Genomic DNA, 20,966 nt, shown 5'->3' on the forward strand with positions numbered 1-20,966 from the left:
CATTTCTCCCCGTCACTATACGGGGAGAAGATACCGGCAGGCAGATGAGGGGCGGCGCCGACGCAGACAGTTTACCCCAATTCCTCGGAATGCCCGATATCGACGCCATATTCCGCGGCGGCAGCTAGCATCGTGTGCCACAGGCTTTCGGCGAAGGTTGCAAATACCAGAAGATTGAACACCGCCTGTCCATCCGGCCGGTCGCCGCCACGCCAGAGATTGACGCTGGTGTGATCTACCGATGTCGCGGCAGCGGTGCCGGCCGGGAACGCCGCGGGGTGCAGGTCCAGCGACGACAGTTTGGCCAGCATCGCGCGTGCCTTTTCTCCCGAAACGCTGATCAGCGCGCGGGCATGCGACTGGTCGGACAGCGAGGCGGATTGCGCAAACGCCTGGCTCAGCGGTGCGATCGCGTGCTTGCCGCCATTGGACAGGACCAGGAACTGATCCGGTCCCGACCAGATCAGCATAGCGTCGGGAACTCGGACCGCCTTGGGCGTTCCCGGGGCGGCAACGCCGAAGCGGGTTTCGGCAGCCTTCGCCAGTTCTGCCGCTTTGCCGCGCCGCGCCATCACCTGGATCAGGTCGAAATTGCGGATCTCGGTGAGCGATACGCCGGCCGCCGTGCCGCGCGCGCCATAGCCGCCGACAACAAGCGCTTTCTCCAGCGGACTGCGGGCACTCCAGGAAAACTCAGCCACGCTGGCGCCCTCCATCCGGGTCGTAGAAGACGGGACTGCACAGCTCGACGTCGTAATCTTCGCCGCGCAGCGGGTCATGCGCATGGACGATCTCGCCGACGCGCTCGCGGCCGCGCTCTACCAGGCCAAGCCCAATCCACTGCTCGAGCGTCGGCGAGAAGCAGACCGAGGTGACGTAGCCCTGGTCGTTATCGGGACCGGGTGTCTTGCCCTTCGGGATGATATGCGCGCCGGAACGCAGGCGGCGTGTCTTGTCGACCGGCTTGACGCCGACCACCACCTGCCGGTCGGGGGCGACGAGCGCCTCGCGTCCGGCCATGACGCGGCCGATGAAATCCTTCTTGGTCGACATCATCTTGCCGAGGCCGAGGTCGGCGGCGGTCGTCGTGCCGTTCAGCTCCGGTCCGGCGACATGGCCCTTTTCGATGCGCATGACGCCGAGCGCCTCGGTGCCGTAGGGCGTTACGCCGAACGGCTTGCCGGCCAGCATCAGGTTGCGCACCAGCGCGTCGCCATAGCGGGCGGGAACCGAGATCTCGAACGCCATCTCGCCGGAGAACGAGATGCGGAACAGCCGTGCCCTGGTGCCGCCGCGAAGCGATACCTCTCGCGCCCCCATGAACGGAAAACCTTCATTCGACAGATCCTCGGCCGGATCGACGATCTCGCGAAGCAGGTCCCGGGTCCTAGGTCCAGCGACCGAGAATTGCGCCCACTCGTCCGAGACCGAGGTCAACTGCACATCGAACTCGGGAAACAGCACCTGCCGGCAGAATTCGAGATGCTGCATCACCAGCCCGGCCTTGGCGGTGGTGGTGGTCAGGAAATAATGATCCTCGGCCAGCCGCGACGTCGTGCCGTCGTCATAGACGATGCCGTCCTCGCGCAGCATCAGCCCGTAGCGGGCTTTGCCGACAGCAAGATTGGAGAAGGTGTTGATGTAGACACGGTCGAGGAAGGCGCCGGCATCCGGGCCGTGCACGTCGATCTTGCCGAGCGTCGAGACGTCGCAGAAGCCGACGCCGGAGCGCACCGCCCTGACCTCGCGCGTCACCGAGTCCAGCCAGTCCTTTTCGCCGGCGCGCGGATACCATTGCGCCCGCTTCCACAGGCCGGTGTCGACGAACACCGTGCCCTGTTCGGCTGCCCAGTGATGCGACGGCGTCAGCCTTGTCGCATGGAAGTTCTCGTCGCGATGATGGCCGGCGAAGGCGCCGATGGCGACCGGCACATAGGGCGGCCGGTAGATCGTCGTGCCGGTTTCGGGAATGGATTTGCCTGACACAGCTGCCATGATGGCGAGGCCGGCGACGTTCGAGGTCTTCCCCTGGTCGGTCGCCATGCCGAGCGTCGTATAGCGCTTGAGATGCTCGACCGATTCAAAACCTTCGCGCTGCGCCAGTTCGATGTCGGACGCGGTCACGTCATGCTGGTAATCGACGAAGGCTTTCCCTTTGCCGGCGACGTGCCAGAGCGGCGCCAGTGAAAACGCCTCATCGTCGGCGACCGGCGATGTGCCGGCATTGCCGCTGCGCCCGGCACTCTGCGCTGCCGCAGCACCCGCGGCAAATCCCTGGCGCAGGCATTCACCCAGCCCGAAGGCGCCGTTGGCGGCGCCCACGGCCACCATGCCGGGCGGCGCACCATCCGGCACGAAGGCTGATATATCGTCCTGCCATTTCGGCCGGCCGCGATGATAGGAAGTCAGCCCGACCGCCGGATTCCAGCCGCCGGAGACGGCAAGCCCGTCGGCTTCGACTTCCGCCCGTGCGCCGCCGGTCAGCGCCACCGCGATCGTCCGGACGCCGTCCTTGCCGCCTTCGACCCCGCTGACGGAACCGTTGAGCACGGCAAAGCCGGCCTTTGCGGCAAGCGCGCGATGCGCGGCGGAGACATCCGGACGCGCATCGACGACCGCCGCGATCTGCAACCCGGCGGCAAGCGCAGTCTCTACCGTGCGCCAGCCATCCTCATTGTTGGTGAACAGTGCGATCCTCTTTGCCGGCGTCGCCGCATAGCGCGCCACATAGGTCCGCATTGCCGAAGCCATCATCACGCCGGGCGTGTCGTTGCCGGCAAAGACGATCGGCCGCTCGATGGCGCCGGCGGCAACGACGCAGCGCCTAGCCACGATGCGCCACAGCCGCTGGCGCACCTGGTGCTCGGGCGGCGAGGGCAGGTGGTCGTTGACCCGCTCGATCGCGCCATAGGTGCCGCCATCATAGACGCCGAACAGTATCGTGCGGTTCATGATGCGGACATCGGGCAGCGTCGCGAGTTCGGCCAGCGTGCGCGTAATCCATTCGGCCGCCGGCGCGCCGTCGATCATGCCGTCGTCGGCGAGCAGGCGGCCGCCAAACGCAAAATCTTCCTCGCACAAGATGACACGGGCGCCGCTGCGCCCGGCCGCCAATGCCGCCGCGAGCCCGGCGGGGCCGGAACCGGCGATCAGAACGTCGCAATGCGCCCACGCCTTGTCGTAATGGTCGGGATCGGCGACGCCTGCGGCGCGGCCGAGGCCTGCGGCGCGGCGGATCGCCGGCTCGTAGACCGCTTCCCAGAATTTCGCCGGCCACATGAAGGTCTTGTAGTAGAAGCCGGCGACGAAGATCGGCGCAAACAGCTGGTTGACCGCCATCAGATCGTGGCGCAGCGACGGCCAGCGGTTCTGGCTGGCGGCTTCGAGCCCGTCATAAAGCTCGGCCGTGGTCGCCTTGGTGTTCGGCTCGCGCTGCGCACCTGTGCGCAATTCGACCAGTGCGTTGGGCTCTTCGGAGCCAGCGGTCAGGATGCCGCGCGGCCGATGGTATTTGAACGAGCGGCCGACCAGCTTGACGCCATTGGCGATCAGCGCCGAGGCCAGCGTGTCGCCCTGGAAGCCGGCAAGGCTCTTGCCGTCGAAGCGGAAGCCCAGCGGCGCGGCGCGATCGATGAGACCGCCGCTCTCCAGCCGGTGTGTCTGCGCATGGCCAACCATCAGGCGCCCACCTTGGCGGCACCGACGCCCGCAGCCGGCTCGACCGAGGAAATCTCGTGCGTCAGCGTGTTGCGGGCGACCTTCAGCCAGGCCCGGCAGCCGCCGCCATGATACCAGAATTCGCTCATCGGCCCGGCGACATTGTCGCGCAGATAGACATAGTCGAAGACCTCGTCTTCGGAGGCCCCGGCTGCCGGGCGCGCCGGCTTGGCGTCGCCCAGATAGGTGAACTCGCCGAGTTCGCGTTCGCCGCAGAAGGGACAGACAATACGCATGCTTCTTCAGCCAGCCTTCAATGCAGGTTCGGTTGGGCGCCCTGGCCCTTTTCGTCGATCATCGCACCTCGCCGGAAGCGGTCGAGGCGAAAGCGGGTAGCCTCCTTGTGCGGCTCGTCGCGGGCCAGAAGATGGGCAAAGACGAGGCCGGAGCCGGGCGTCGCCTTGAAGCCGCCATAGCACCAGCCGGCGTTGAGATAGAGCCCGTCGACCGGTGTTTTGTCGATGATCGGCGAGCCGTCCATCGACATGTCCATGATGCCGCCCCACTGGCGCAGAAGCCGTATCCGGCCGATCATCGGCATCAGCGCCATGCCGCCTTCGCAGACGTCTTCCATGACAGGCAGATTGCCGCGCTGGGCGTAGGAATTGTAGCCGTCTATATCGCCGCCGAAGACCAGGCCGCCCTTGTCGGATTGGCTGACGTAGAAATGGCCGGCGCCGAAGGTCATGACATTGGGGATCAGCGGCTTGATCGCTTCGGAGACGAAGGCCTGCAGCACATGGCTTTCGATCGGCAGCCGCATACCGGCCATCGCCGCGACGCGCGACGAGGAGCCGGCGACGGCCATGCCGACCTTGGCGGCACCGATCCTGCCGCGCGACGTCTCGACGCCGGTCACCTTGCCGTTGCCGTCGCGGACAAAGCCGGTCACCTCGCAATTCTGGATGATGTCGACGCCGAGCGCGCTCGCCGCATGCGCATAGCCCCAGACCACGGCGTCGTGGCGCGCCGTGCCGCCGCGTCGCTGCAAAAGCCCGCCCTGCACTGGAAAGCGCGCATTGTCGAAGTTCAGGAACGGCATCATCTTCCTGACCGCCGCCAGATCGAGCAGTTCGGCGTCGATGCCGTTGATGCGCATGGTGTTGCCGCGCCGCGCATAGGCGTCGCGCTGTGCGTCGGAATGGTAGAGATTGATGACGCCGCGCTGGCTGACCATGGTATTGTAGTTGAGGTCCTGCTCCATCCGTTCCCACAGCTTCATCGACAGCTCGTAGAAACCGGTATTGCCGGGCAGCCCGTAATTGGAGCGGATGATCGTGGTGTTGCGGCCGGCATTGCCGGAGCCGATCCAGCCCTTTTCCAGCACGGCGACATTCCTGATGCCGTATTCGCTGGCGAGGAACCATGCCGTCGCCAGGCCATGGCCGCCGCCGCCGATGATCACCACGTCGTAATGGCTCTTCGGGCTGGCGTCACGCCAGGTGCGCTGCCAGTCCTTGTGGCCGGAAAATGCCGCCCGGGCGAGGGAGAAGATCGAGTATTTCATGAACCTGTTTCGCGCCGCGCGTGCAACAATTCCGGATCAGATGTCGAGCGTGTGGTCGCGCTCCCACTGGGTGAAGTGGGACGCATAGGAATTCCATTCCTGCTGCTTGAGCTTTAGATACGCCGACGAGAATTCCTCACCCAGCGCCGCCTTGAGCGATTTGTCGTTGTCAAACTCGCGCAATGCGTCGAGCAGGTTGAGCGGCAGCTTCGGCGCCCCTTCGACCGTATGGCCGAACTGGTACATGTCGATGTCGTAGCGCCGGCCGGGATCGGCCTTCGAGCGGACACCGTCGAGGCCGGCGGCGATGATCACGGCCTGCAGCAGATAGGGGTTTGCCGCGCCGTCCGGCAGGCGCAGCTCGAAGCGGCCGGGGCCGGGCACGCGCACCATATGGGTGCGGTTGTTGCCGGTCCAGGTCACCGTGTTCGGCGCCCAGGTGGCGCCGGAGATGGTGCGCGGTGCGTTGATGCGCTTGTAGGAATTGACCGTCGGGTTGGTGATCGCCGCAAGCGCGGAAGCATGTTTCATGATGCCGCCGAGGAAATTCCGGCCCTTTGCCGACAGGCCGAGCTCCATCGCATTATCGGCAAAGACATTGGTCTTGCCGTCCCTGTCCCACACCGAGATATGCGCATGGCAGCCATTGCCGGTCAGGCCCTGGAAGGGTTTAGGCATGAAGGTTGCGCGCAGGCCGTGCTTTTCGGCAACCGACTTCACCATGAATTTGAAGAAGGAATGCTTGTCGGCGGTCGCCAGCGCATCGTCGAAGGCCCAGTTCATCTCGAACTGGCCGTTGGCGTCCTCGTGGTCGTTCTGGTAGGCGCCCCAGCCGAGCGCCAGCATGTGGTCGCAGATCTCGGCGATGACGTCATAGCGGCGCATTACCGCCTGCTGGTCGTAGCAGGGCTTCGACGCCGTGTCGTATTCGTCCGAAATCGTCTTGCCGTCCGGCGAGATCAGGAAGAACTCGGCCTCGACGCCGGTCTTGATGTGCATGCCGTCGCCGGCCGCCTCGGCAATCAGCCGCTTCAGCGTGTTGCGCGGCGCCTGCTCGACCGATTTGTCGTCCATGATGCAGTTGGCGGCGACCCAGGCGACCTCCGGCTTCCACGGCAACTGGATCACCGAATCCGGATCCGGCACCGCCAGCATGTCGGGATGAGCCGGCGTCAGGTCGAGCCAGGTGGCAAAGCCGGCAAAGCCGGCACCGTCCCGCTGCATGTCGGCGATCGCCTGCGCCGGCACCAGCTTGGCACGCTGCCCACCGAACAGGTCGGTGTAGGATATCATGAAATATTTGACGCCCTTCTCCTTGGCGAAGGCGGCGAGATCGTTCCCCATTATAATTCCTCGCTTACTGGCATTTTTGGTTTGTCTTAGAAGCCGTTCTTGCCCGGTATCCAGTTGGTGCCGGCCAGCGGCACGCCGGCCATGGCGGCGGCTTCGATCGTCAAGGCCACAAGATCCTCGGGCTCGAGATTGTGCAGGCTGTTCTTGCCGCAGGCGCGGGCGATTGTCTGAGCCTCAAGTGTCATCACCTTAAGATAATTCGCCAGCCGTCGTCCGGCCGCAATCGGATCGACCCGTTTCATTAGCTCGGGATCCTGCGTGGTGATGCCTGCCGGGTCGCGACCCTCATGCCAGTCGTCATAGGCGCCGGCGGTGGTGCCGAGTTCGTTGTATTCCGCTTCCCAGCGCGGATCGTTGTCGCCGAGCGCGACAAGCGCTGCCGTACCGATCGACACCGCATCGACGCCGAGCGCCAGGGCCTTGGCGACGTCGGCGCCGTTGCGTATGCCGCCCGAGACGATCAGCTGCACCTTGCGGTGCATGCCGAGATCCTGCAGCGCCTGCACAGCCGGCCTGATGCAGGCAAGCGTCGGCTGGCCGACATTTTCGATGAACACTTCCTGGGTTGCCGCCGTGCCGCCCTGCATGCCGTCGACGACGACAACATCGGCGCCCGATTTCACCGCAAGCGCGGTATCGTAATAGGGCCGCGCGCCGCCGACCTTGACGTAGATCGGCTTTTCCCAGTCGGTGATCTCGCGCAGTTCGAGGATCTTGATTTCGAGGTCGTCGGGCCCGGTCCAGTCGGGGTGGCGCGAGGCCGAGCGCTGGTCGATGCCCTTCGGCAGCGTACGCATTTCGGCAACGCGATCGGAGATCTTCTGACCAAGCAGCATGCCGCCGCCGCCGGGCTTGGCGCCCTGGCCGACGACCACTTCGATCGCATCGGCCCGGCGCAGATCGCGCGGGTTCATGCCGTAGCGCGACGGCAGATACTGGTAGACCAGCGTCTTCGAATGGCCGCGCTCTTCCTCGGTCATGCCGCCGTCGCCGGTGGTGGTCGAGGTGCCCGACAGCGTCGCGCCACGGCCGAGCGCTTCCTTGGCGGGACCGGACAGCGAGCCGAAGCTCATGCCGGCAATGGTGATCGGGATTTTCAGTTCGATCGGCTTCTTCGCATAGCGCGAACCGAGCACGACGCTGGTGTCGCAGCGCTCGCGATAACCTTCGAGCGGATAGCGCGAGATCGAGGCGCCGAGGAACAGAAGGTCGTCGAAATGCGGCAGCTTGCGCTTGGCGCCGGCGCCGCGGATGTCATAGATGCCGGTCGCCGCGGCGCGGCGGATCTCGGAAAGCGTGTAGTCGTCGAAGGTCGCGGATTTGCGCGGCGTCGTCGGCGGGTTGCGATAGGTCATTGAGCCTCAATACGCGTCGGCGTTGTCGATATTGAAATTGTAGAGGGTACGAGCCGAGCCGTAGCGCTTGAACTCCGCCGCCTTGACGCCGGTCACGCCGGCGCGGTCGAGTAGGTTTTGCAGCAGTTCCAGATGCTCGGGCCGCATCTCCTTGGCGATGCAGTCGGCGCCGAGGCTTTCGACTTTGCCGCGCACAAAAAGCCGCGCCTCGTAGATGGAATCGCCGAGCGCGTCGCCGGCGTCGCCCAGCACCACGAGGTTGCCGGATTGCGCCATGAACGCCGACATGTGGCCGATATTGCCGTGGACGACGATGTCGATGCCTTTCATCGAGATGCCGCAGCGCGACGACGCGTTGCCTTCGATGACCAGCAACCCGCCCCTGCCGGTGGCGCCGGCATACTGGCTGGCGTCGCCTTTGACGATGATCTGGCCGGACATCATGTTCTCGCCGACGCCGGGCCCGGCCGAGCCATGCACGGTGATGCTGCCGCCGTCGTTCATGCCGCCGCAATAATAGCCGACGCTGCCGCGCACATCGATGGCGACCGGCTGGTCGACGCCGACGGCGACCGAATGGCTGCCTCGCGGGTGAAGTACTTCCCAGGCGGTCTCGTTCGAACCGGGCGCCAGATCGTGCAGCGCCTGGTTGAGCTCGCGCAGCGACATTTCGGCCAGGTCGAAGACCCTCGATGCCTGGCCCGGCTCACGCGCGGCTTTGGAGAGGTTGATTGCCGGCATCAGATCAATGCTCCCAGAAATAGACGGTTGCGGGCTCGGGTTCCCAGACCTTCGCATTGTCTATGCCGGGCAGTTTGGTGAGCGCACGATATTCCGAGCCGAAGGCGACATACTGGTCGGTTTCGGCCATCACGGCAGGCTTGCAGGCGATCGGATCGCGCACCACGCCGAAGCCGTTCTTGGTGCCGACGACGAAGGTGAAAAAGCCGTCGAGATCGCTCAGCGTGCCTTCCAGCGCCTCGCCCAGGTTCTTGCCATGCGCCATCTGCGAGGAGAGATAGGCGGCAGCGACCTCGGTGTCGTTCTCGGTCTCGAATGTCATGCCTTCGCGGATCAGCTCGCGGCGGACATTGTTGTGGTTGGACAGCGAGCCATTATGCACCAGGCACTGGTCGGCGCCGGTCGAGAACGGATGCGCGCCCATCGTTGTCACCGCCGATTCGGTCGCCATGCGGGTATGGCCGATGCCGTGGGTGCCGGTCATCTCGCGGACGCCGAAACGGTCGACGACCGCTTCCGGCAAGCCGACTTCCTTGTAGATTTCGACGACGTTGCCGGCGCCCATGATGCGGATGTCGGGGCGCAGCGCCTGGATGGCCTCGCGCGCTTCGTCGATCTTGGCAGGCGTCGTCCTGACCACCGCATGCGTCGACTTCGCAGCAATGCTCACCGGCGCGCCGATTGCCTTGGCGAGTTCAGCGTCGAGGCCGCGGAAATCGCGCTCCGGCTTGGCCGACTGGATGGTGATCTTGGCTTCATTGGAGGACGCGCCATAGATGGCGATGCCGGCGCTGTCGGGACCGCGATCGCTGAGCGAGATCAGCATCTCCGACAGCATCGCGCCAAGCTGGGGTTCGAGCGACTTGTCCTTCAAAAACAGTCCGACGATTCCGCACATGTCAGGCTCCCGAGATTTGTTCCCTTGGAGATGTATCGAATGCGTCCGGGGAATTCAATTGGTATGAAAAAAATTTTCCTGTCGTTATATATCGGCCGAGGCGCCGCCGGCCGCACTATCGCCGCGCCCGCCGCGATTGTGAACCCATTTGGCATAGCGGATGCGGGCGATCTTGTAGGAATCCAGGATCGACAGGGCATAGATCAGGAAGCCGCCAGCATGGCGGCCGACGAAGCTGGCGTCGGGCGGCGCGATCTTGGCTGTGACCCAGGCGAGGATCACCATGAAGAACAGGAATTGCAGGCCGCGTACCGGCACGCCGAGCACGACATGCCCGCTCGCCGGCAAGGCGATCGCAGCGCCCAGAACCAGATAGGGGTTCGGTGGTGCGGGGGAGGTGGTGATCTGGCTGGTCATGCCGCCTGCCGTTCGCTTTGATTGATGGCATCGCGCAGCGCCGAAGCCGACGACAGCAGCCTCTCGATCAGCCCCGGATCGAGCCTGACCGTGCCGAATTCGGCTTGCCGGAATACGCCGTAGCGCGCCCGCTCGGCCTCGGCCAGGAGCCAGACGATGCGCACGCCGTTCGGCGTGATCAGCAGTTCCTTGGCGCGCCCCTCGGCAAAGATGTCGAGGTGACCAGCGATAAGAGCCTCGGGAAAGCGCACGCCCTTGCGGTCGCTCCGCAGCACCGCCTCGGCCGGAAATCCAGCCGCCTTCGGCAGCGTATGGTCGAGATGATCGAAATTGGAAAAGGTCGTCGGCGATCCGGGCCGCATCATCATATCGAAAGTGCCTGGTATCGCGACCTTTTCGGTGATCGAAACGCTCAGCCAGCGCGCCGGCAGCTTCCTTATCGCCAGCGTGTCGACGATAGTCCGTACCTGCACCCGCCGGCCGTTCCACGAGCCGGCGAAGGTGACGACGCCGGCAGTGCCGTCCGGGATGTTGGCCGCGTTGGGGATGACGGTGCGGATTCCGGCTTCCTCGGCGGCAAGCGCGGCCAAGGCCTTGATGCGGCTGGCGCGCGCAAGCCAGGCGAAATGAAGGACGAGAGCCAGGGCAACCGCCCCGGCGAGCAATGCTGAGATCACCTAACGCACCTTGTCACGCAAATGTCCGCCTGACAGGGCGCGCCTCTCGTCAGTAGCCCTGCGGCTTCGGCCACGGCATGGTGAACTGAGCACCGCGGCGCACGAATTTGTAGCGGTAGAAGTGGAACCATAGCGAGATCAGGAAGTAGAAGGCGACCATGGCGATCAGCTGCGAGCCGAAGCCGAGGAAGATCGCAAAGAAGGTGACTACGCAAAGGCAGAACAAGACGATCGCCGGCAGCGGATGGAACGGATGGGTGTAGCCGCGGCGGATCGAGCCGAGCGGCCACTTCTTTCTGAACATGATGATGTTGATGCTCATGAAGGTGTATTGCAGCACGCCCGACAGGATCGAGAAGGTGATCGCCTGGTTGAGGTCGGCGATGAAGGCGAAGGCGAGCGCGATCGGCAGCAGGAACAGGATCGAGCGATAGGGCGTGCGGTATTTCGGATGCACCGCCGAGAACCAGGTCGGCAGATAGCGGTCGCGGCCGAGCGAAAACCAGGCGCGCGCGGCGTCGTTGATGCAGCCATTGGCAGAGGCCAGCGCCGCAAGCAGCGTCGCGATGAACAACAGGTTTTCCAGCAGCGCACTGCCGGTCAGTTTGCCTGCGTCCCACAGCGGATAGTAGGTGATGCCGAGATATTCCCAGGGCATCAGCGAGGCGCAGACATACCAGGTCATGGCGGCGGCGATCAAAAGTGTGATCATGCCGGCCATCGTGCCGTAGGGCAGCGAGCGCGCCGGCGAGCGCACTTCCTCGGCGGCCTGCGTGGTGCCCTCAATGCCGAGATAATACCAGATGCCGAACTGGAAGGCGGCGATGACGCCGATCCAGCCATAGGGCAGGGCGTTGCCGGGGGTGACCAGCTCGTTCAGCTTCAGCACGGCGCCTTGCGTCCACGGGCTGACCGAGAAGAACAGGATGACGATCGAGACATAAGCGATGGTGGTGATGACGAAGTTGACGTTGAGCGTCATCAGCACGCCGCGATAGTTCAGCCATGCCAGCACGACGATGGTCGCGGCGATGAAGGAATTGTGGTTGAGGCCCTCGACACCGGCCTTGGCGACGATCGTGTCGCCGAGCAGGATAGCGTCCGACACTTCGAGCATGGTGTAGGCAAAGACTAGGAAAAGCGCGACGTTGAAGGCCATCAGCGGCCCGACAATGTGCTTTGCCTGGGCATATTGGCCGCCGGCGGCGGCAACCGTCGAGGTAACTTCGGAATCGATCATCGCGACCGACGTGTAGAGCAGCCCGACGATCCAGCAGACGATCAGCGCCGCCAGCGCACCGCCCTTGTCCGCCGCGAAATTCCAGCCGGTGAATTCGCCGACCAGAACGATGCCGACGCCGAGTGCCCAGACATGGGCCGGGCCAAGCACCCTGAGCAGTGAAACCCTGTCGCCTTGCACTTGCACCGCTGGTTCAGCCGTGATCGTCATCGTTCAATCCCCCACTCAGATCCGGTGTTTTTCGGACACGGCTTCAAGTTCGCCTTCCCTGGACGAGGTCAGCATCTCTTCGGAATAGGTCGTGTCGATCTTGAACCAGTCGTAGAGCATCCACAGCGCGAGCACGATCGAGATGCCCCAGCATGCGTAAGAGAGTGCCACCCACATGACGATGCTTCCCTGATTTATTTGTCGTCGAATTTTTCGTTGATGACGTCGCGGTATTCGCGGTCCGATGCGCGGAACAGAAAAATGAAATAGCCGATCAGCACCGCGGCCATGATGATCAACGTCGGCCAGTCGATGATGTAGTGGAACCGGTTCTGAATGATGTCGTGCGCGGTTTCCGGCGTGTAGCCGAGCTTTTCCCAGATCGAGGCCATGGTCGGGTTCTGTCCGAGCGCTTCCCACGTCTTGGCGTCGAGCGCGTCGATGGATTTTGCCGCCCCTGCCAGCCCCAGTTTCAGCGGCAGCCACAGCGCGACGAAAATCGCGACCACGACGACGGCGATATCGAAGACCTGTCCGGCCTTGCTCTGTTCGGGCGGTGTATAGCGGGCCATGCGTCTCCCCCTCAGGACTTGCGGTTGCGGTAGGCGTCGGCATTCTTGATGTCGAGGCCGTAGATGAAGTCCTTGTCTTCCTTGTAGTGGTTGACCATCGCCAGGATCGCGGCCGTGTTGAAGATCAGCACGGCGCCGGCGGCGACCGCGACGACGAGCTTGATGCCGGCGTCGGGGATGTACGGCCATGTCATGAACAGGACAAAGAGGATCGTCGCCCACAGGCAGACGATCAGGAGCATGGATCCACGCACGTCGGAACGGTACAACGCTTCGACGCGCTGTTGCAGGTCGGACATCGGCTTTCCCCTTTTTCAACGCCCGGTCGAATTGGCCGGTCATTGCCCTCTTTCAAGAGAGTGAAATTTTTTTCATAAAATCTGGCCGAATTCTGGAATTGTCAAGACGGTTTTACGCGACGTTAACCGTTTGTTTGGTCCGCCGGATTTGCCTGACAATGAAATTATTTGCTTACGGGTATTGCAGGCTCCCGGCGTTTGCGGTCAATATTCGGGCAACGCTCCCGCCACTGTGCAGGGAGCAAGGAAAGCAAAAGTTCTTTCGAACGGAGGACCAGCGGATGACGGCATCCTGGAGATTTTCGACGCTTGCGGACCGCCATCGCGCGCTCGGCTCGAAGCTCGAGGACTGGAGCGGCATGGGCACCGCCTGGACCTACGACAAGGACGCCGACGAAGAGTACATCGCCATCCGCACCAAGGCCGGCCTGATGGACGTGTCCGGCTTGAAGAAGGTCCACATCACCGGGCCGCACGCCTCGCACCTGATCGACCTGGCGACGACGCGCGACGTCGAAAAGATCTATCCCGGCAAGTCGGCCTATGCCTGCATGCTGAACGAGGCCGGCAAGTTCACCGATGACTGCATCCTCTACCGCACCGGCCCGAATTCCTGGATGGTCGTGCATGGCTCGGGCACCGGCCATGAAGAGCTGCAGCGCGCTTCTGTCGGTCGCGACGTGTCGCTGCGCTTCGATGACAATCTGCACGACCTTTCGCTGCAGGGGCCGCTAGCCGTGGATTATCTGGCAAAGCATGTGCCCGGCATTCGCGACCTCAACTATTTCCACCACATGCAGACGCAGCTGTTCGGCTTCCCGGTGATGATCTCGCGCACCGGCTATACCGGCGAGCGCGGCTACGAGATCTTCTGCCGTGGCCAGGACGCCGGCACGATCTGGGACAGGATCCTCGACGAGGGCAAGAGCGCCGGCATCATCCCGTGCCGCTTCACCACGCTCGACATGCTGCGCGTCGAGAGCTACCTGCTGTTTTACCCCTACGACAATTCGCAGAAATACCCGTTCGAGAATGAAGGCCCCGGCGACACGCTGTGGGAGCTCGGCCTCGACTTCACAGTCAGCCCCGGCAAGACGGGCTTTCGCGGCGCCGAGGAACACTACCGCCTCAAGGGCAAGGAGCGTTTCAAGATCTACGGCGTGCTGCTCGAAGGCAAGGAGCCGGCCGACGAGGGCGCGCCGGTCTACCGCGGCGGCAAGAAAGTCGGCGTGGTGACCTGCGCCATGTATTCGCCGCTGGTCAAAAAATCGATGGGCATCGCCCGGCTCGACGTCGACTGCGCGGTGCAGGGCACCAGGCTCGAGATCCGCAACAAGAGCGGCGCCATCAGCGCAACCGCCGAGCCGCTTCCCTTCGATGATCCGAAGAAGACCAAGCGCACGGCGAAAGGCTGAGGCATACTGCGGGTATGGCAGCGAAAAGCATCATCAGCCGGCCGGTCTATGGGACCCTGTCTCCGCAGCCCGGCAAGCATCATCTTTTCATAGCGGATGCAGAGGGAGCGCTGGCGATTGCCGATCTGGCCGCCAAGGCACCGGCGGATTTCTTCGGCGGCGCCCACATCATCTTCATTCCCGGCCGCGACGGTAAATATGCCGACGCGCTCGAAGCACTGAAGCCGGCGCAGTTCTACCTCGGCCATTCCTTCGCCAGTGCCCTGCCGCGGCTGAAGCAGACGCTGGCCAACGCCCATATGGGACTCAGGCTCTATCTTGCCGGCACCGAAGGGCTGATCGGCCAGGCCATGCAGGCGGCGCTCGAAGCCGGCATCGACCACACCTCGATCCAGACCGAGCATCGTGGCTCGCTGGCGCGCCGCATGCAGTGCGTCCATTGTAAGGGCATCACCGAGAACGTCACGACGCAGCCGGCGACCTGTTCGCATTGCGGCCTGCTGCTTCTGGTGCGCGACCACTATTCGCGACGCCTCGCCGCCTTCCAGGGCGTCTGCATCAATGCCGAGGACCGCAGTGAAATTCCTCCGACGGAGGAGGTCTTTCGATGAGCACCGGCACCACCAAGCTCGACGTCGTCGTCAGCGATGTCGTTCCGGTCAACGAGCTGGTGACGCGCTTTCATTTCCGCCGGCGCGACGGCCAGCTTTTGCCAACTTTTTCCGGCGGCGCCCATGTCGTCGTCGAGATGCGCGATGGCGAACGCACCAGGCTCAATCCCTATTCGCTGATGGGCTCGCCGCTCGACACCCGCGAATACACCATCTCGGTTCGCCGCGACGACGCCGGCCGCGGCGGCTCGCTGTTCATGCACAGGAGCGTCAGGCCGGGCACGGAGATGGTGGTCAGCTATCCCGTCAACCTGTTCTCGCTTGATCTGCGCGCCAGGAAGCACTTGATGCTGGCCGGCGGCATCGGCATCACCCCGTTCATGGCACAGACCGCGCAGCTGGCGGCGGAAGGCGGCAATTTCGAGTTGCACTACACCTGCCGCACCGCCTCGCTCGGCACCTATGCCGACCTGCTGAGAGAGCGCTACGATCGCCGGGTCAGGCTCTATCACGACGACCGCGACGAGCGCGTCGATCTCGACCGGCTGCTGTCGTCGCAGCCGCTCGGCACCCATCTCTATGTCTGCGGCCCGTCCGGCATGATCGGCTGGGTGCGCGAGCGTGCCGCGGCGCTCGGCTGGCCTCCGGAGACCGTGCATTTCGAGCATTTCGCGGCCCCGCAGCCCGGCGCGCCCTTCGACGTGACGCTGGCGCTCAGCGGCAAGACGATCCGTGTCGACGAGCAGCAGAGCCTGCTCGAGGCGATCGAGGCGGCCGGCGTCGATCCGCCCTATCTCTGCCGCGGCGGCGTCTGCGGTCAGTGTGAGACCAACGTCATTTCGCATGACGGCAAATTCATCCACAACGACCATTGGCTGAGCGAGGAAGACCACCGTTCGGGCTGCAAGATCATGCCCTGCGTGTCGCGCTTCGAAGGCAGGTCGCTGGTGCTGGAAAGATAGGAGGCGAGCTTGGGCATCACCTTTCGCAAGGAAACGTTCCGCGACGACTTCACCTTCAGGAACAGCCCGGAGCACATCAGGCGGTTTCCTTTCCCGTTCCATGAAGACAGCTACATGTATGCGGTCAATATCGAGCCGCATGTCGTCGGGCCGAAGGGCAGCGTGCTGGAGAATTTGATCGACGTCGACGAGCACTATGTCGCCGAAATGCGGGACCGCGCTTTGGTGCTGGCCGAAGACCCGCTGCGCTGCCAGTCGCTGCCGCACATGACGCTGGCCGGCTGGGATCTGCTCGAGCTTTTGATGGAGCAGCAGGCGCTGGGCTATCCCGAGCATTTCACGCTGACGCGCGACGGCGACCGCTGGCGCTGGATCAACCGGCCGCTCGGCATCGACGACAGCTTCACCTTCGGTGACGTCTCGACGCTGCCCTATGGGCCGATGGAATATATCACCCGCCAGAGCCAGGGCGATTTCTGCATCCTCGACCAGCGCGACGGCAATCTGTGGATGGATGCCGGCATGGTCACCACCCAGGCCGACTGGTCGCTCGATTTCGACATCGGCATGAACTTCTTCGAATGGCACGCGCCGGTGCCGCTGGCGCATGAGAAGGGGATATTCGTCCGGGCGCTGAAGTTCCTCACCAACATTCAGCAGGGCAAGCCGGCGCGCCGGCTGAACTGGACGATGACCATCAATCCGCGCCTCGACACCAGCCCGGAAAATTACCACAAATGGGGTCCGGACCGCGCCACGGTGACGCCGGAAAACGTCGGCGACAAGGTCCATCTGCGCGTCGAGCTGCAGAGCTTCTGGCGGCTGCCGCGCTCGAATGCGATCGTCTTCCCGATCCGCTGCTACCTGATCAAGATGGACGAGCTGGTGACGCAGCCAAAATGGGCACGGCGGCTGCACCGCGTCATCCGCGACCTGCCCGAGGAACTCGCCAATTACAAAGGCCTGACGCGCTATCGGCCGACACTGGTCGAGTGGCTGTCGAAGTTGGATGACGGCAGTGCGACGTCGCCGGGGTTTGGGCCGGATTGAGTTTTTCTTTGCGCGGTGGCGCTACCCCTAAAGCAGCCAATCTCCCCCCTTGAGGGGGAGATGCCCGGCAGGGCAGAGGGGGGCGCCGTGGAGCGCCGGCCTTGCCCAATGTCCACCCCAGCGCCTCCGCGAAGCTCACGCCGCGCCGCCCAGCCCAGCCACCATCACGACATGCTGGCAGACATTGTCGATATCGCGAACGACATCGTCGTTCCAGAAGCGCAGGACCGTCCAGCCCAGCGCTTCGAACTTGGCGGTTCTTGCAGCATCCGATTCCGATGTTTCGGCCTGGCCATGCTGGGAACCATCAAGCTCGACGATCAGCTTTTTGTCCGGGCATGCAAAATCGACGACATGGCCGCCGATAGGCATCTGGCGCCGAAACCCCAGTCCCATCAGCCTGTGTGCCCTGATCTCATTCCAAAGCTTGAGTTCGGCATCGGTCATCACCTTGCGCATCCTGCGCGCATTGCGGCGGTTGTTGGCGGATACTAGATTATGCGTCATCGCGGTTCGCCCCACTCTGTCCTGCCGGACATCTCCCCCTCAAGGGGGGAGATCGAATGTCACTTCGGCTTCGCCAATCGCCAATGCCGCAAAAGAGTAGCCGTCGCGAAGCCGCCGATCTCGCTCACAAGGACCAAGGGGGAGACCGATCTCCGTTACCCCGCGCTTTGCGGATAGCAGATGATCGACAAATAGCGCATCGGCAGAACGGTCAGCACTTCCGGTCCGTGCGGCGCATCGGCGTCGAAGAACAGGCTGTCGCCGGGCTTCATCGGGTAGAGATTGCTGCCGTGCCGGTAAACCACCTCGCCTTCGAGCATATAGAGGAACTCCATGCCTTCGTGCTGGAAGGTCGGAAACACGTCGGAATCCTCGGTCAGCGTGATCAGATAGGGTTCGACGACGACGCCGCTGGTGTTGGAGCCGATATGGCCGAGCAGATTGTACTGGTGGCCGGCGCGCGTGCCGCGGCGCTCGACGTCGAGCCCTTCGCCGGCCTTGACGAAAACAGCACTGCGCTCTTCCTCGAAGCGGCGGAAGAAAGCGGTGACGGGAACGCCGAGCGCCCGCGACAGCGCCTGCAACGTGGTCAGCGACGGCGAGGTGATGCCGTTCTCGATCTTCGACAGCATGCCCAACGAAATGTCGGTGGCGGCAGCCAGATCGGCCACCGTAATGCCGAGCTTCTTGCGGAATGCCCGCACCTCGCGGCCAATTGCGACCTCCAGCACTTTTTCGCGGGTGTCGCGAATGGCGTGCGGGTTCTGGGTGAGCGGCGCGCGTATCTTGCGCGGATCGATTGCAGCGACCGACGGCTTGGCTTTGGCGGCGACGACGGCCGCAGCAGGCTTTAGACTGGATGCTTTTTTCGCCATGTTGCCACCCCGGACCTTGCCGATTCATTTCACTCACGGTGAACATATTCGGTGCCGATACAGAAGCGCAACTGCCACGGCAAGCCACCTGTGTCGAATTGCGCAATGTCCGGATTTCGCCCGAGCTACTGCGTCGCTTGGAAATCCAGCTTGGTGAAACGAGGGTTTCGCGACAAGGCCTGTTGACAGCATCGAAGGGGCAATTACTGTCCTGTCAGTGAAATTTGTTTCGTTAAGGAAATGAGATCGGGAGGCCCGCAATGAAAGATCGTGTTGCCGTCATCGGAGCCGGGCCGTCCGGCATGGCCCAGCTCCGGGCCTTCAAGTCGGCCGCCGACAAGGGCGCCGACATTCCCGAGATCGTCTGCTTCGAAAAGCAGTCCGACTGGGGTGGCCTGTGGAACTACACCTGGCGCACCGGCCTCGACGAGCACGGCGACCCGGTGCATGGCTCGATGTATCGCTATCTCTGGTCGAACGGCCCGAAGGAATGCCTCGAATTCGCCGACTATACGTTCGAGGAGCATTTCGGCCGGCCGATCGGCTCCTATCCGCCGCGCGCCGTGCTGTGGGACTACATCAAGGGCCGCGTCGAAAAGTCCGGCGTGCGCCAATGGGTGCGCTTCAACAGCCCGGTGCGCATGGTCACCTTTTCCGAAACGACAAAAAAATTCACCGTCACCGCGCATGACCGCACCAACGACGTCACCTACTCGGAAGAGTTCGACAATGTCGTCGTCGCTTCGGGGCATTTCTCCGTGCCCAACGTTCCCTATTTCGAGGGCTTTTCGACCTTCAACGGCCGTATCCTGCACAGCCACGATTTCCGCGACGCCATGGAATTCAAGGGCAAGGACATTTTGATCATCGGCCGCTCTTATTCGGCCGAGGACATCGGCTCGCAATGCTACAAATACGGCGCCAGATCGATCACCTCCAGCTATCGCTCGAAGCCGATGGGCTTCAAATGGCCGGAGAACTGGAAGGAAGTGCCGCTGCTGCAGAAGGTCGTCGGCAAGACCGCGCATTTCAAGGACGGCAGCACCAAAGACGTCGACGCCATCATCCTGTGCACCGGCTACCTCCATTCCTTCCCGTTCCTCACCGAGGATTTGAAGCTCAAGACCGCCAACCGCATGTGGCCGGACGGGCTCTACGAGGGCGTCGTCTGGGAGAAGAACCCGAAGCTGTCCTATATCGGCATGCAGGACCAGTTCTACACCTTCAACATGTTCGACGCGCAGGCCTGGTTCGCCCGCGACGTCATCATGGGCCGCATCAAGCTGCACTCGGCCGAAGCGATGGCCGAGCACGGCAAAAAGTGGCGGGCACGCGAGGAAACGCTGGAAGACGCCGAGCAGATGATCTGGTTCCAGGGTGACTACACCAGGGAGCTGATGGAGCAGACCGATTATCCCGGCTTCGACGTCGAGGCCGTCAATCAGACCTTCATGGAATGGGAGCACCACAAGGCGGAAGACATTATGGGCTTCCGCGACCATTCCTATCGCTCGCTGATGACCGGCACGATGGCGCCGCTGCACCATACGCCCTGGCTGCAGGCGATGGACGATTCAATGGAAAGCTATCTCGAGGTGAAGGGGGTCGCGGCGGAGTAGGCCAGGGGTCGAATACCCAAATCGTTTGGACGGGCTGCGTCGTCGCAGAGGTCCGGACGACGCAAGTTGACCCTGTGGTTTCGGTTTTGACGCCTTCTCGGCGCTGCGTGAGATCGCGGTGTCGCGGGAAGCAAGCGTTTGAAGGCCCGTCGTTTCGCTGATTACGGTCCTGGCGCTCTTCACTACCGGCTGACGCAAAAAACCTCTCGTTTTCCCACTATTGTTCCCACTGCACGTCAAACGCTGCCGGCCGAGGTTTAGCCGTCCGGGCAATCCCGGTCGAGCAACATCCGAACCAGGAGTGAATGACATGCGGGACGATACAATGGTCATGGAGAAGTCTTCCGTTAAGAAGGCGCCGCGGGAGCCAAGGAACGGCGTTGACACGCCCGCCCTTCTGGCCACCATCAACGCAGTCGCGGGGCAGCCCGAGCTTGCCAAGTTCCAGTTCCGTGCCAAGAGCCGCTGGATTGCCGGCACGCACAGCAGCAGCACCATGGCCAATTTCTTCGGCGCCGGCACCGAGCAGTCTCACAAGATGGCCTACCAGGCTGACAGCGACCATCCAGCGGTGCTGTGCGGCACAGACAACGGCCCGACGCCGGTCGAATATCTTCTCCACGCGCTTGCTTCATGCCTCACGGCCGGCATCGCGAACATCGCGGCCGTGCGCGGGGTGACGCTGCATGAGGTGGAATCGACCGTCGAAGGCGACATCGACCTTCGCGGCATCCTCGGCATCTCGAACGAGGTCCGCAACGGCTACCAAGGCATCCGTATCTCCTTCAAGATCAAGGGCGATGCTCCCGCTGAGAAGCTCGAGGAAATCGTGACGCAGTCGCGTGCCCGTTCCGCCGTGTTCGACGTGCTGACCAACGGCGTGCCGGTCTCGGTTGTCGTGAAAGGCTGACTTCGGTCCGGAAGAGCAATATCGCCGGCCT

The 20,966-nt window shown here is 63.4% G+C and carries 22 protein-coding genes; 6 read left to right on the plus strand and 16 right to left on the minus strand.

Features of this window, described 5'->3' with window-relative positions; genetic code table 11:
• Positions 1-71: 71 nt before the first annotated feature.
• From NKJ40_RS10680 to NKJ40_RS10745, 14 genes are all read right to left on the minus strand, one after another.
• Positions 72-701: a sarcosine oxidase subunit gamma gene (locus NKJ40_RS10680; protein WP_352466065.1), complete on the minus strand. Its 630-nt coding sequence runs from the start codon at positions 699-701 to the stop codon at positions 72-74.
• Positions 694-3,678: a sarcosine oxidase subunit alpha gene (locus NKJ40_RS10685; protein WP_352466066.1), complete on the minus strand. Its 2,985-nt coding sequence runs from the start codon at positions 3,676-3,678 to the stop codon at positions 694-696. Before NKJ40_RS10685 ends, NKJ40_RS10680 begins: the two co-directional genes overlap by 8 nt.
• Positions 3,678-3,953 carry a sarcosine oxidase subunit delta gene (locus tag NKJ40_RS10690; protein WP_352466067.1) on the minus strand — a complete coding sequence of 92 codons (276 nt, stop codon included), beginning with the start codon at positions 3,951-3,953 and terminating at the stop codon, positions 3,678-3,680. The genes NKJ40_RS10685 and NKJ40_RS10690 overlap by 1 nt, the downstream gene beginning before the upstream one ends.
• Before the next feature lie 17 nt (positions 3,954-3,970).
• On the minus strand, positions 3,971-5,224 hold the full coding sequence (locus tag NKJ40_RS10695) for a sarcosine oxidase subunit beta family protein (RefSeq protein ID WP_352466068.1): 1,254 nt from the start codon (positions 5,222-5,224) through the stop codon (positions 3,971-3,973).
• A gap of 36 nt (positions 5,225-5,260) precedes the next feature.
• Positions 5,261-6,568: a type III glutamate--ammonia ligase gene (glnT, locus tag NKJ40_RS10700; protein WP_292653869.1), complete on the minus strand. Its 1,308-nt coding sequence runs from the start codon at positions 6,566-6,568 to the stop codon at positions 5,261-5,263.
• A 35-nt stretch (positions 6,569-6,603) separates the two neighbouring features.
• Complete coding sequence (locus tag NKJ40_RS10705) at positions 6,604-7,932, minus strand: FMN-binding glutamate synthase family protein (RefSeq protein WP_023673984.1); 1,329 nt, start codon at positions 7,930-7,932, stop codon at positions 6,604-6,606.
• Positions 7,933-7,938: 6 nt separating this feature from the next.
• Positions 7,939-8,673 carry a GltB/FmdC/FwdC-like GXGXG domain-containing protein gene (locus NKJ40_RS10710; protein WP_352466069.1) on the minus strand — a complete coding sequence of 245 codons (735 nt, stop codon included), beginning with the start codon at positions 8,671-8,673 and terminating at the stop codon, positions 7,939-7,941.
• 4 nt (positions 8,674-8,677) lie between these two features.
• Positions 8,678-9,571: a class II glutamine amidotransferase gene (locus NKJ40_RS10715; protein WP_352466070.1), complete on the minus strand. Its 894-nt coding sequence runs from the start codon at positions 9,569-9,571 to the stop codon at positions 8,678-8,680.
• 84 nt (positions 9,572-9,655) lie between these two features.
• On the minus strand, positions 9,656-9,988 hold the full coding sequence (locus NKJ40_RS10720; RefSeq protein WP_352466071.1) for a hypothetical protein: 333 nt from the start codon (positions 9,986-9,988) through the stop codon (positions 9,656-9,658).
• The gene (locus NKJ40_RS10725) at positions 9,985-10,665 is read right to left on the minus strand and encodes a hypothetical protein (protein ID WP_352466072.1); all 681 of its coding nucleotides are present in this window, start codon (positions 10,663-10,665) and stop codon (positions 9,985-9,987) included. The genes NKJ40_RS10720 and NKJ40_RS10725 overlap by 4 nt, the downstream gene beginning before the upstream one ends.
• A gap of 49 nt (positions 10,666-10,714) precedes the next feature.
• A complete protein-coding gene (locus NKJ40_RS10730; protein WP_352466073.1) occupies positions 10,715-12,115 on the minus strand; it encodes an APC family permease in 1,401 nt (466 codons plus the stop codon).
• 15 nt (positions 12,116-12,130) lie between these two features.
• Positions 12,131-12,292: a hypothetical protein gene (locus NKJ40_RS10735; RefSeq protein ID WP_023673991.1), complete on the minus strand. Its 162-nt coding sequence runs from the start codon at positions 12,290-12,292 to the stop codon at positions 12,131-12,133.
• A gap of 17 nt (positions 12,293-12,309) precedes the next feature.
• Complete coding sequence (locus NKJ40_RS10740) at positions 12,310-12,687, minus strand: hypothetical protein (RefSeq protein WP_023716770.1); 378 nt, start codon at positions 12,685-12,687, stop codon at positions 12,310-12,312.
• Between the two features lie 11 nt (positions 12,688-12,698).
• A complete protein-coding gene (locus tag NKJ40_RS10745) occupies positions 12,699-12,986 on the minus strand; it encodes a hypothetical protein (protein ID WP_292653877.1) in 288 nt (95 codons plus the stop codon).
• Positions 12,987-13,267: 281 nt separating this feature from the next.
• Here NKJ40_RS10745 and NKJ40_RS10750 point away from each other — a divergent pair, with 281 nt between their 5' ends.
• From NKJ40_RS10750 to NKJ40_RS10765, 4 genes are read left to right on the plus strand one after another with little or no spacing between them, the layout of a single operon-like run.
• Positions 13,268-14,401, plus strand: coding sequence for an aminomethyl transferase family protein (locus NKJ40_RS10750; RefSeq protein ID WP_352466074.1), 1,134 nt, complete (start codon positions 13,268-13,270; stop codon positions 14,399-14,401).
• Positions 14,402-14,415: 14 nt separating this feature from the next.
• Positions 14,416-15,012, plus strand: a complete 597-nt coding sequence (locus NKJ40_RS10755; RefSeq protein ID WP_352466075.1) for a dimethylamine monooxygenase subunit DmmA family protein — start codon at positions 14,416-14,418, stop codon at positions 15,010-15,012.
• A complete protein-coding gene (locus tag NKJ40_RS10760) occupies positions 15,009-15,974 on the plus strand; it encodes a PDR/VanB family oxidoreductase (RefSeq protein WP_352466076.1) in 966 nt (321 codons plus the stop codon). Before NKJ40_RS10755 ends, NKJ40_RS10760 begins: the two co-directional genes overlap by 4 nt.
• Before the next feature lie 9 nt (positions 15,975-15,983).
• Positions 15,984-17,024: a heme-dependent oxidative N-demethylase family protein gene (locus tag NKJ40_RS10765; RefSeq protein ID WP_352466077.1), complete on the plus strand. Its 1,041-nt coding sequence runs from the start codon at positions 15,984-15,986 to the stop codon at positions 17,022-17,024.
• A 135-nt stretch (positions 17,025-17,159) separates the two neighbouring features.
• Here the strand turns inward: NKJ40_RS10765 and NKJ40_RS10770 are convergent, their stop codons facing one another.
• Both NKJ40_RS10770 and NKJ40_RS10775 read right to left on the minus strand, forming a co-directional pair.
• On the minus strand, positions 17,160-17,531 hold the full coding sequence (locus tag NKJ40_RS10770; protein ID WP_352466078.1) for an endonuclease domain-containing protein: 372 nt from the start codon (positions 17,529-17,531) through the stop codon (positions 17,160-17,162).
• Positions 17,532-17,686: 155 nt separating this feature from the next.
• Positions 17,687-18,406: a helix-turn-helix domain-containing protein gene (locus NKJ40_RS10775; protein WP_352466079.1), complete on the minus strand. Its 720-nt coding sequence runs from the start codon at positions 18,404-18,406 to the stop codon at positions 17,687-17,689.
• A 260-nt stretch (positions 18,407-18,666) separates the two neighbouring features.
• On the opposite strand from NKJ40_RS10775, the gene NKJ40_RS10780 reads away from it, so the two are divergent.
• Both NKJ40_RS10780 and NKJ40_RS10785 read left to right on the plus strand, forming a co-directional pair.
• Positions 18,667-20,025 (plus strand): trimethylamine monooxygenase, encoded by a 1,359-nt coding sequence (locus tag NKJ40_RS10780; RefSeq protein WP_352466080.1) that lies wholly within the window; start codon positions 18,667-18,669, stop codon positions 20,023-20,025.
• 310 nt (positions 20,026-20,335) lie between these two features.
• Positions 20,336-20,935, plus strand: coding sequence for an OsmC family protein (locus NKJ40_RS10785; protein ID WP_352466081.1), 600 nt, complete (start codon positions 20,336-20,338; stop codon positions 20,933-20,935).
• Positions 20,936-20,966: the final 31 nt, after the last annotated feature.

The sequence above is a fragment of the Mesorhizobium sp. M0119 genome, from assembly GCF_040322615.1.
GTDB lineage: Bacteria > Pseudomonadota > Alphaproteobacteria > Rhizobiales > Rhizobiaceae > Mesorhizobium.

What these genes read in the sequence shown, in the direction of transcription:
- NKJ40_RS10705 (WP_023673984.1), bottom strand. Translation starts at nt 7,932, where the DNA reads ATGACCTATCGCAACCCGCCGACGACGCCGCGCAAATCCGCGACCTTC.
- glnT (WP_292653869.1), bottom strand. Translation starts at nt 6,568, where the DNA reads ATGGGGAACGATCTCGCCGCCTTCGCCAAGGAGAAGGGCGTCAAATAT.
- NKJ40_RS10785 (WP_352466081.1), top strand. Translation starts at nt 20,336, where the DNA reads ATGCGGGACGATACAATGGTCATGGAGAAGTCTTCCGTTAAGAAGGCG.
- NKJ40_RS10755 (WP_352466075.1), top strand. Translation starts at nt 14,416, where the DNA reads ATGGCAGCGAAAAGCATCATCAGCCGGCCGGTCTATGGGACCCTGTCT.
- NKJ40_RS10740 (WP_023716770.1), bottom strand. Translation starts at nt 12,687, where the DNA reads ATGGCCCGCTATACACCGCCCGAACAGAGCAAGGCCGGACAGGTCTTC.
- NKJ40_RS10720 (WP_352466071.1), bottom strand. Translation starts at nt 9,988, where the DNA reads ATGACCAGCCAGATCACCACCTCCCCCGCACCACCGAACCCCTATCTG.
- NKJ40_RS10745 (WP_292653877.1), bottom strand. Translation starts at nt 12,986, where the DNA reads ATGTCCGACCTGCAACAGCGCGTCGAAGCGTTGTACCGTTCCGACGTG.
- NKJ40_RS10760 (WP_352466076.1), top strand. Translation starts at nt 15,009, where the DNA reads ATGAGCACCGGCACCACCAAGCTCGACGTCGTCGTCAGCGATGTCGTT.
- NKJ40_RS10710 (WP_352466069.1), bottom strand. Translation starts at nt 8,673, where the DNA reads ATGCCGGCAATCAACCTCTCCAAAGCCGCGCGTGAGCCGGGCCAGGCA.
- NKJ40_RS10775 (WP_352466079.1), bottom strand. Translation starts at nt 18,406, where the DNA reads ATGGCGAAAAAAGCATCCAGTCTAAAGCCTGCTGCGGCCGTCGTCGCC.
- NKJ40_RS10735 (WP_023673991.1), bottom strand. Translation starts at nt 12,292, where the DNA reads ATGTGGGTGGCACTCTCTTACGCATGCTGGGGCATCTCGATCGTGCTC.
- NKJ40_RS10715 (WP_352466070.1), bottom strand. Translation starts at nt 9,571, where the DNA reads ATGTGCGGAATCGTCGGACTGTTTTTGAAGGACAAGTCGCTCGAACCC.
- NKJ40_RS10780 (WP_352466080.1), top strand. Translation starts at nt 18,667, where the DNA reads ATGAAAGATCGTGTTGCCGTCATCGGAGCCGGGCCGTCCGGCATGGCC.
- NKJ40_RS10695 (WP_352466068.1), bottom strand. Translation starts at nt 5,224, where the DNA reads ATGAAATACTCGATCTTCTCCCTCGCCCGGGCGGCATTTTCCGGCCAC.
- NKJ40_RS10685 (WP_352466066.1), bottom strand. Translation starts at nt 3,678, where the DNA reads ATGGTTGGCCATGCGCAGACACACCGGCTGGAGAGCGGCGGTCTCATC.
- NKJ40_RS10770 (WP_352466078.1), bottom strand. Translation starts at nt 17,531, where the DNA reads ATGACGCATAATCTAGTATCCGCCAACAACCGCCGCAATGCGCGCAGG.
- NKJ40_RS10730 (WP_352466073.1), bottom strand. Translation starts at nt 12,115, where the DNA reads ATGACGATCACGGCTGAACCAGCGGTGCAAGTGCAAGGCGACAGGGTT.
- NKJ40_RS10750 (WP_352466074.1), top strand. Translation starts at nt 13,268, where the DNA reads ATGACGGCATCCTGGAGATTTTCGACGCTTGCGGACCGCCATCGCGCG.
- NKJ40_RS10690 (WP_352466067.1), bottom strand. Translation starts at nt 3,953, where the DNA reads ATGCGTATTGTCTGTCCCTTCTGCGGCGAACGCGAACTCGGCGAGTTC.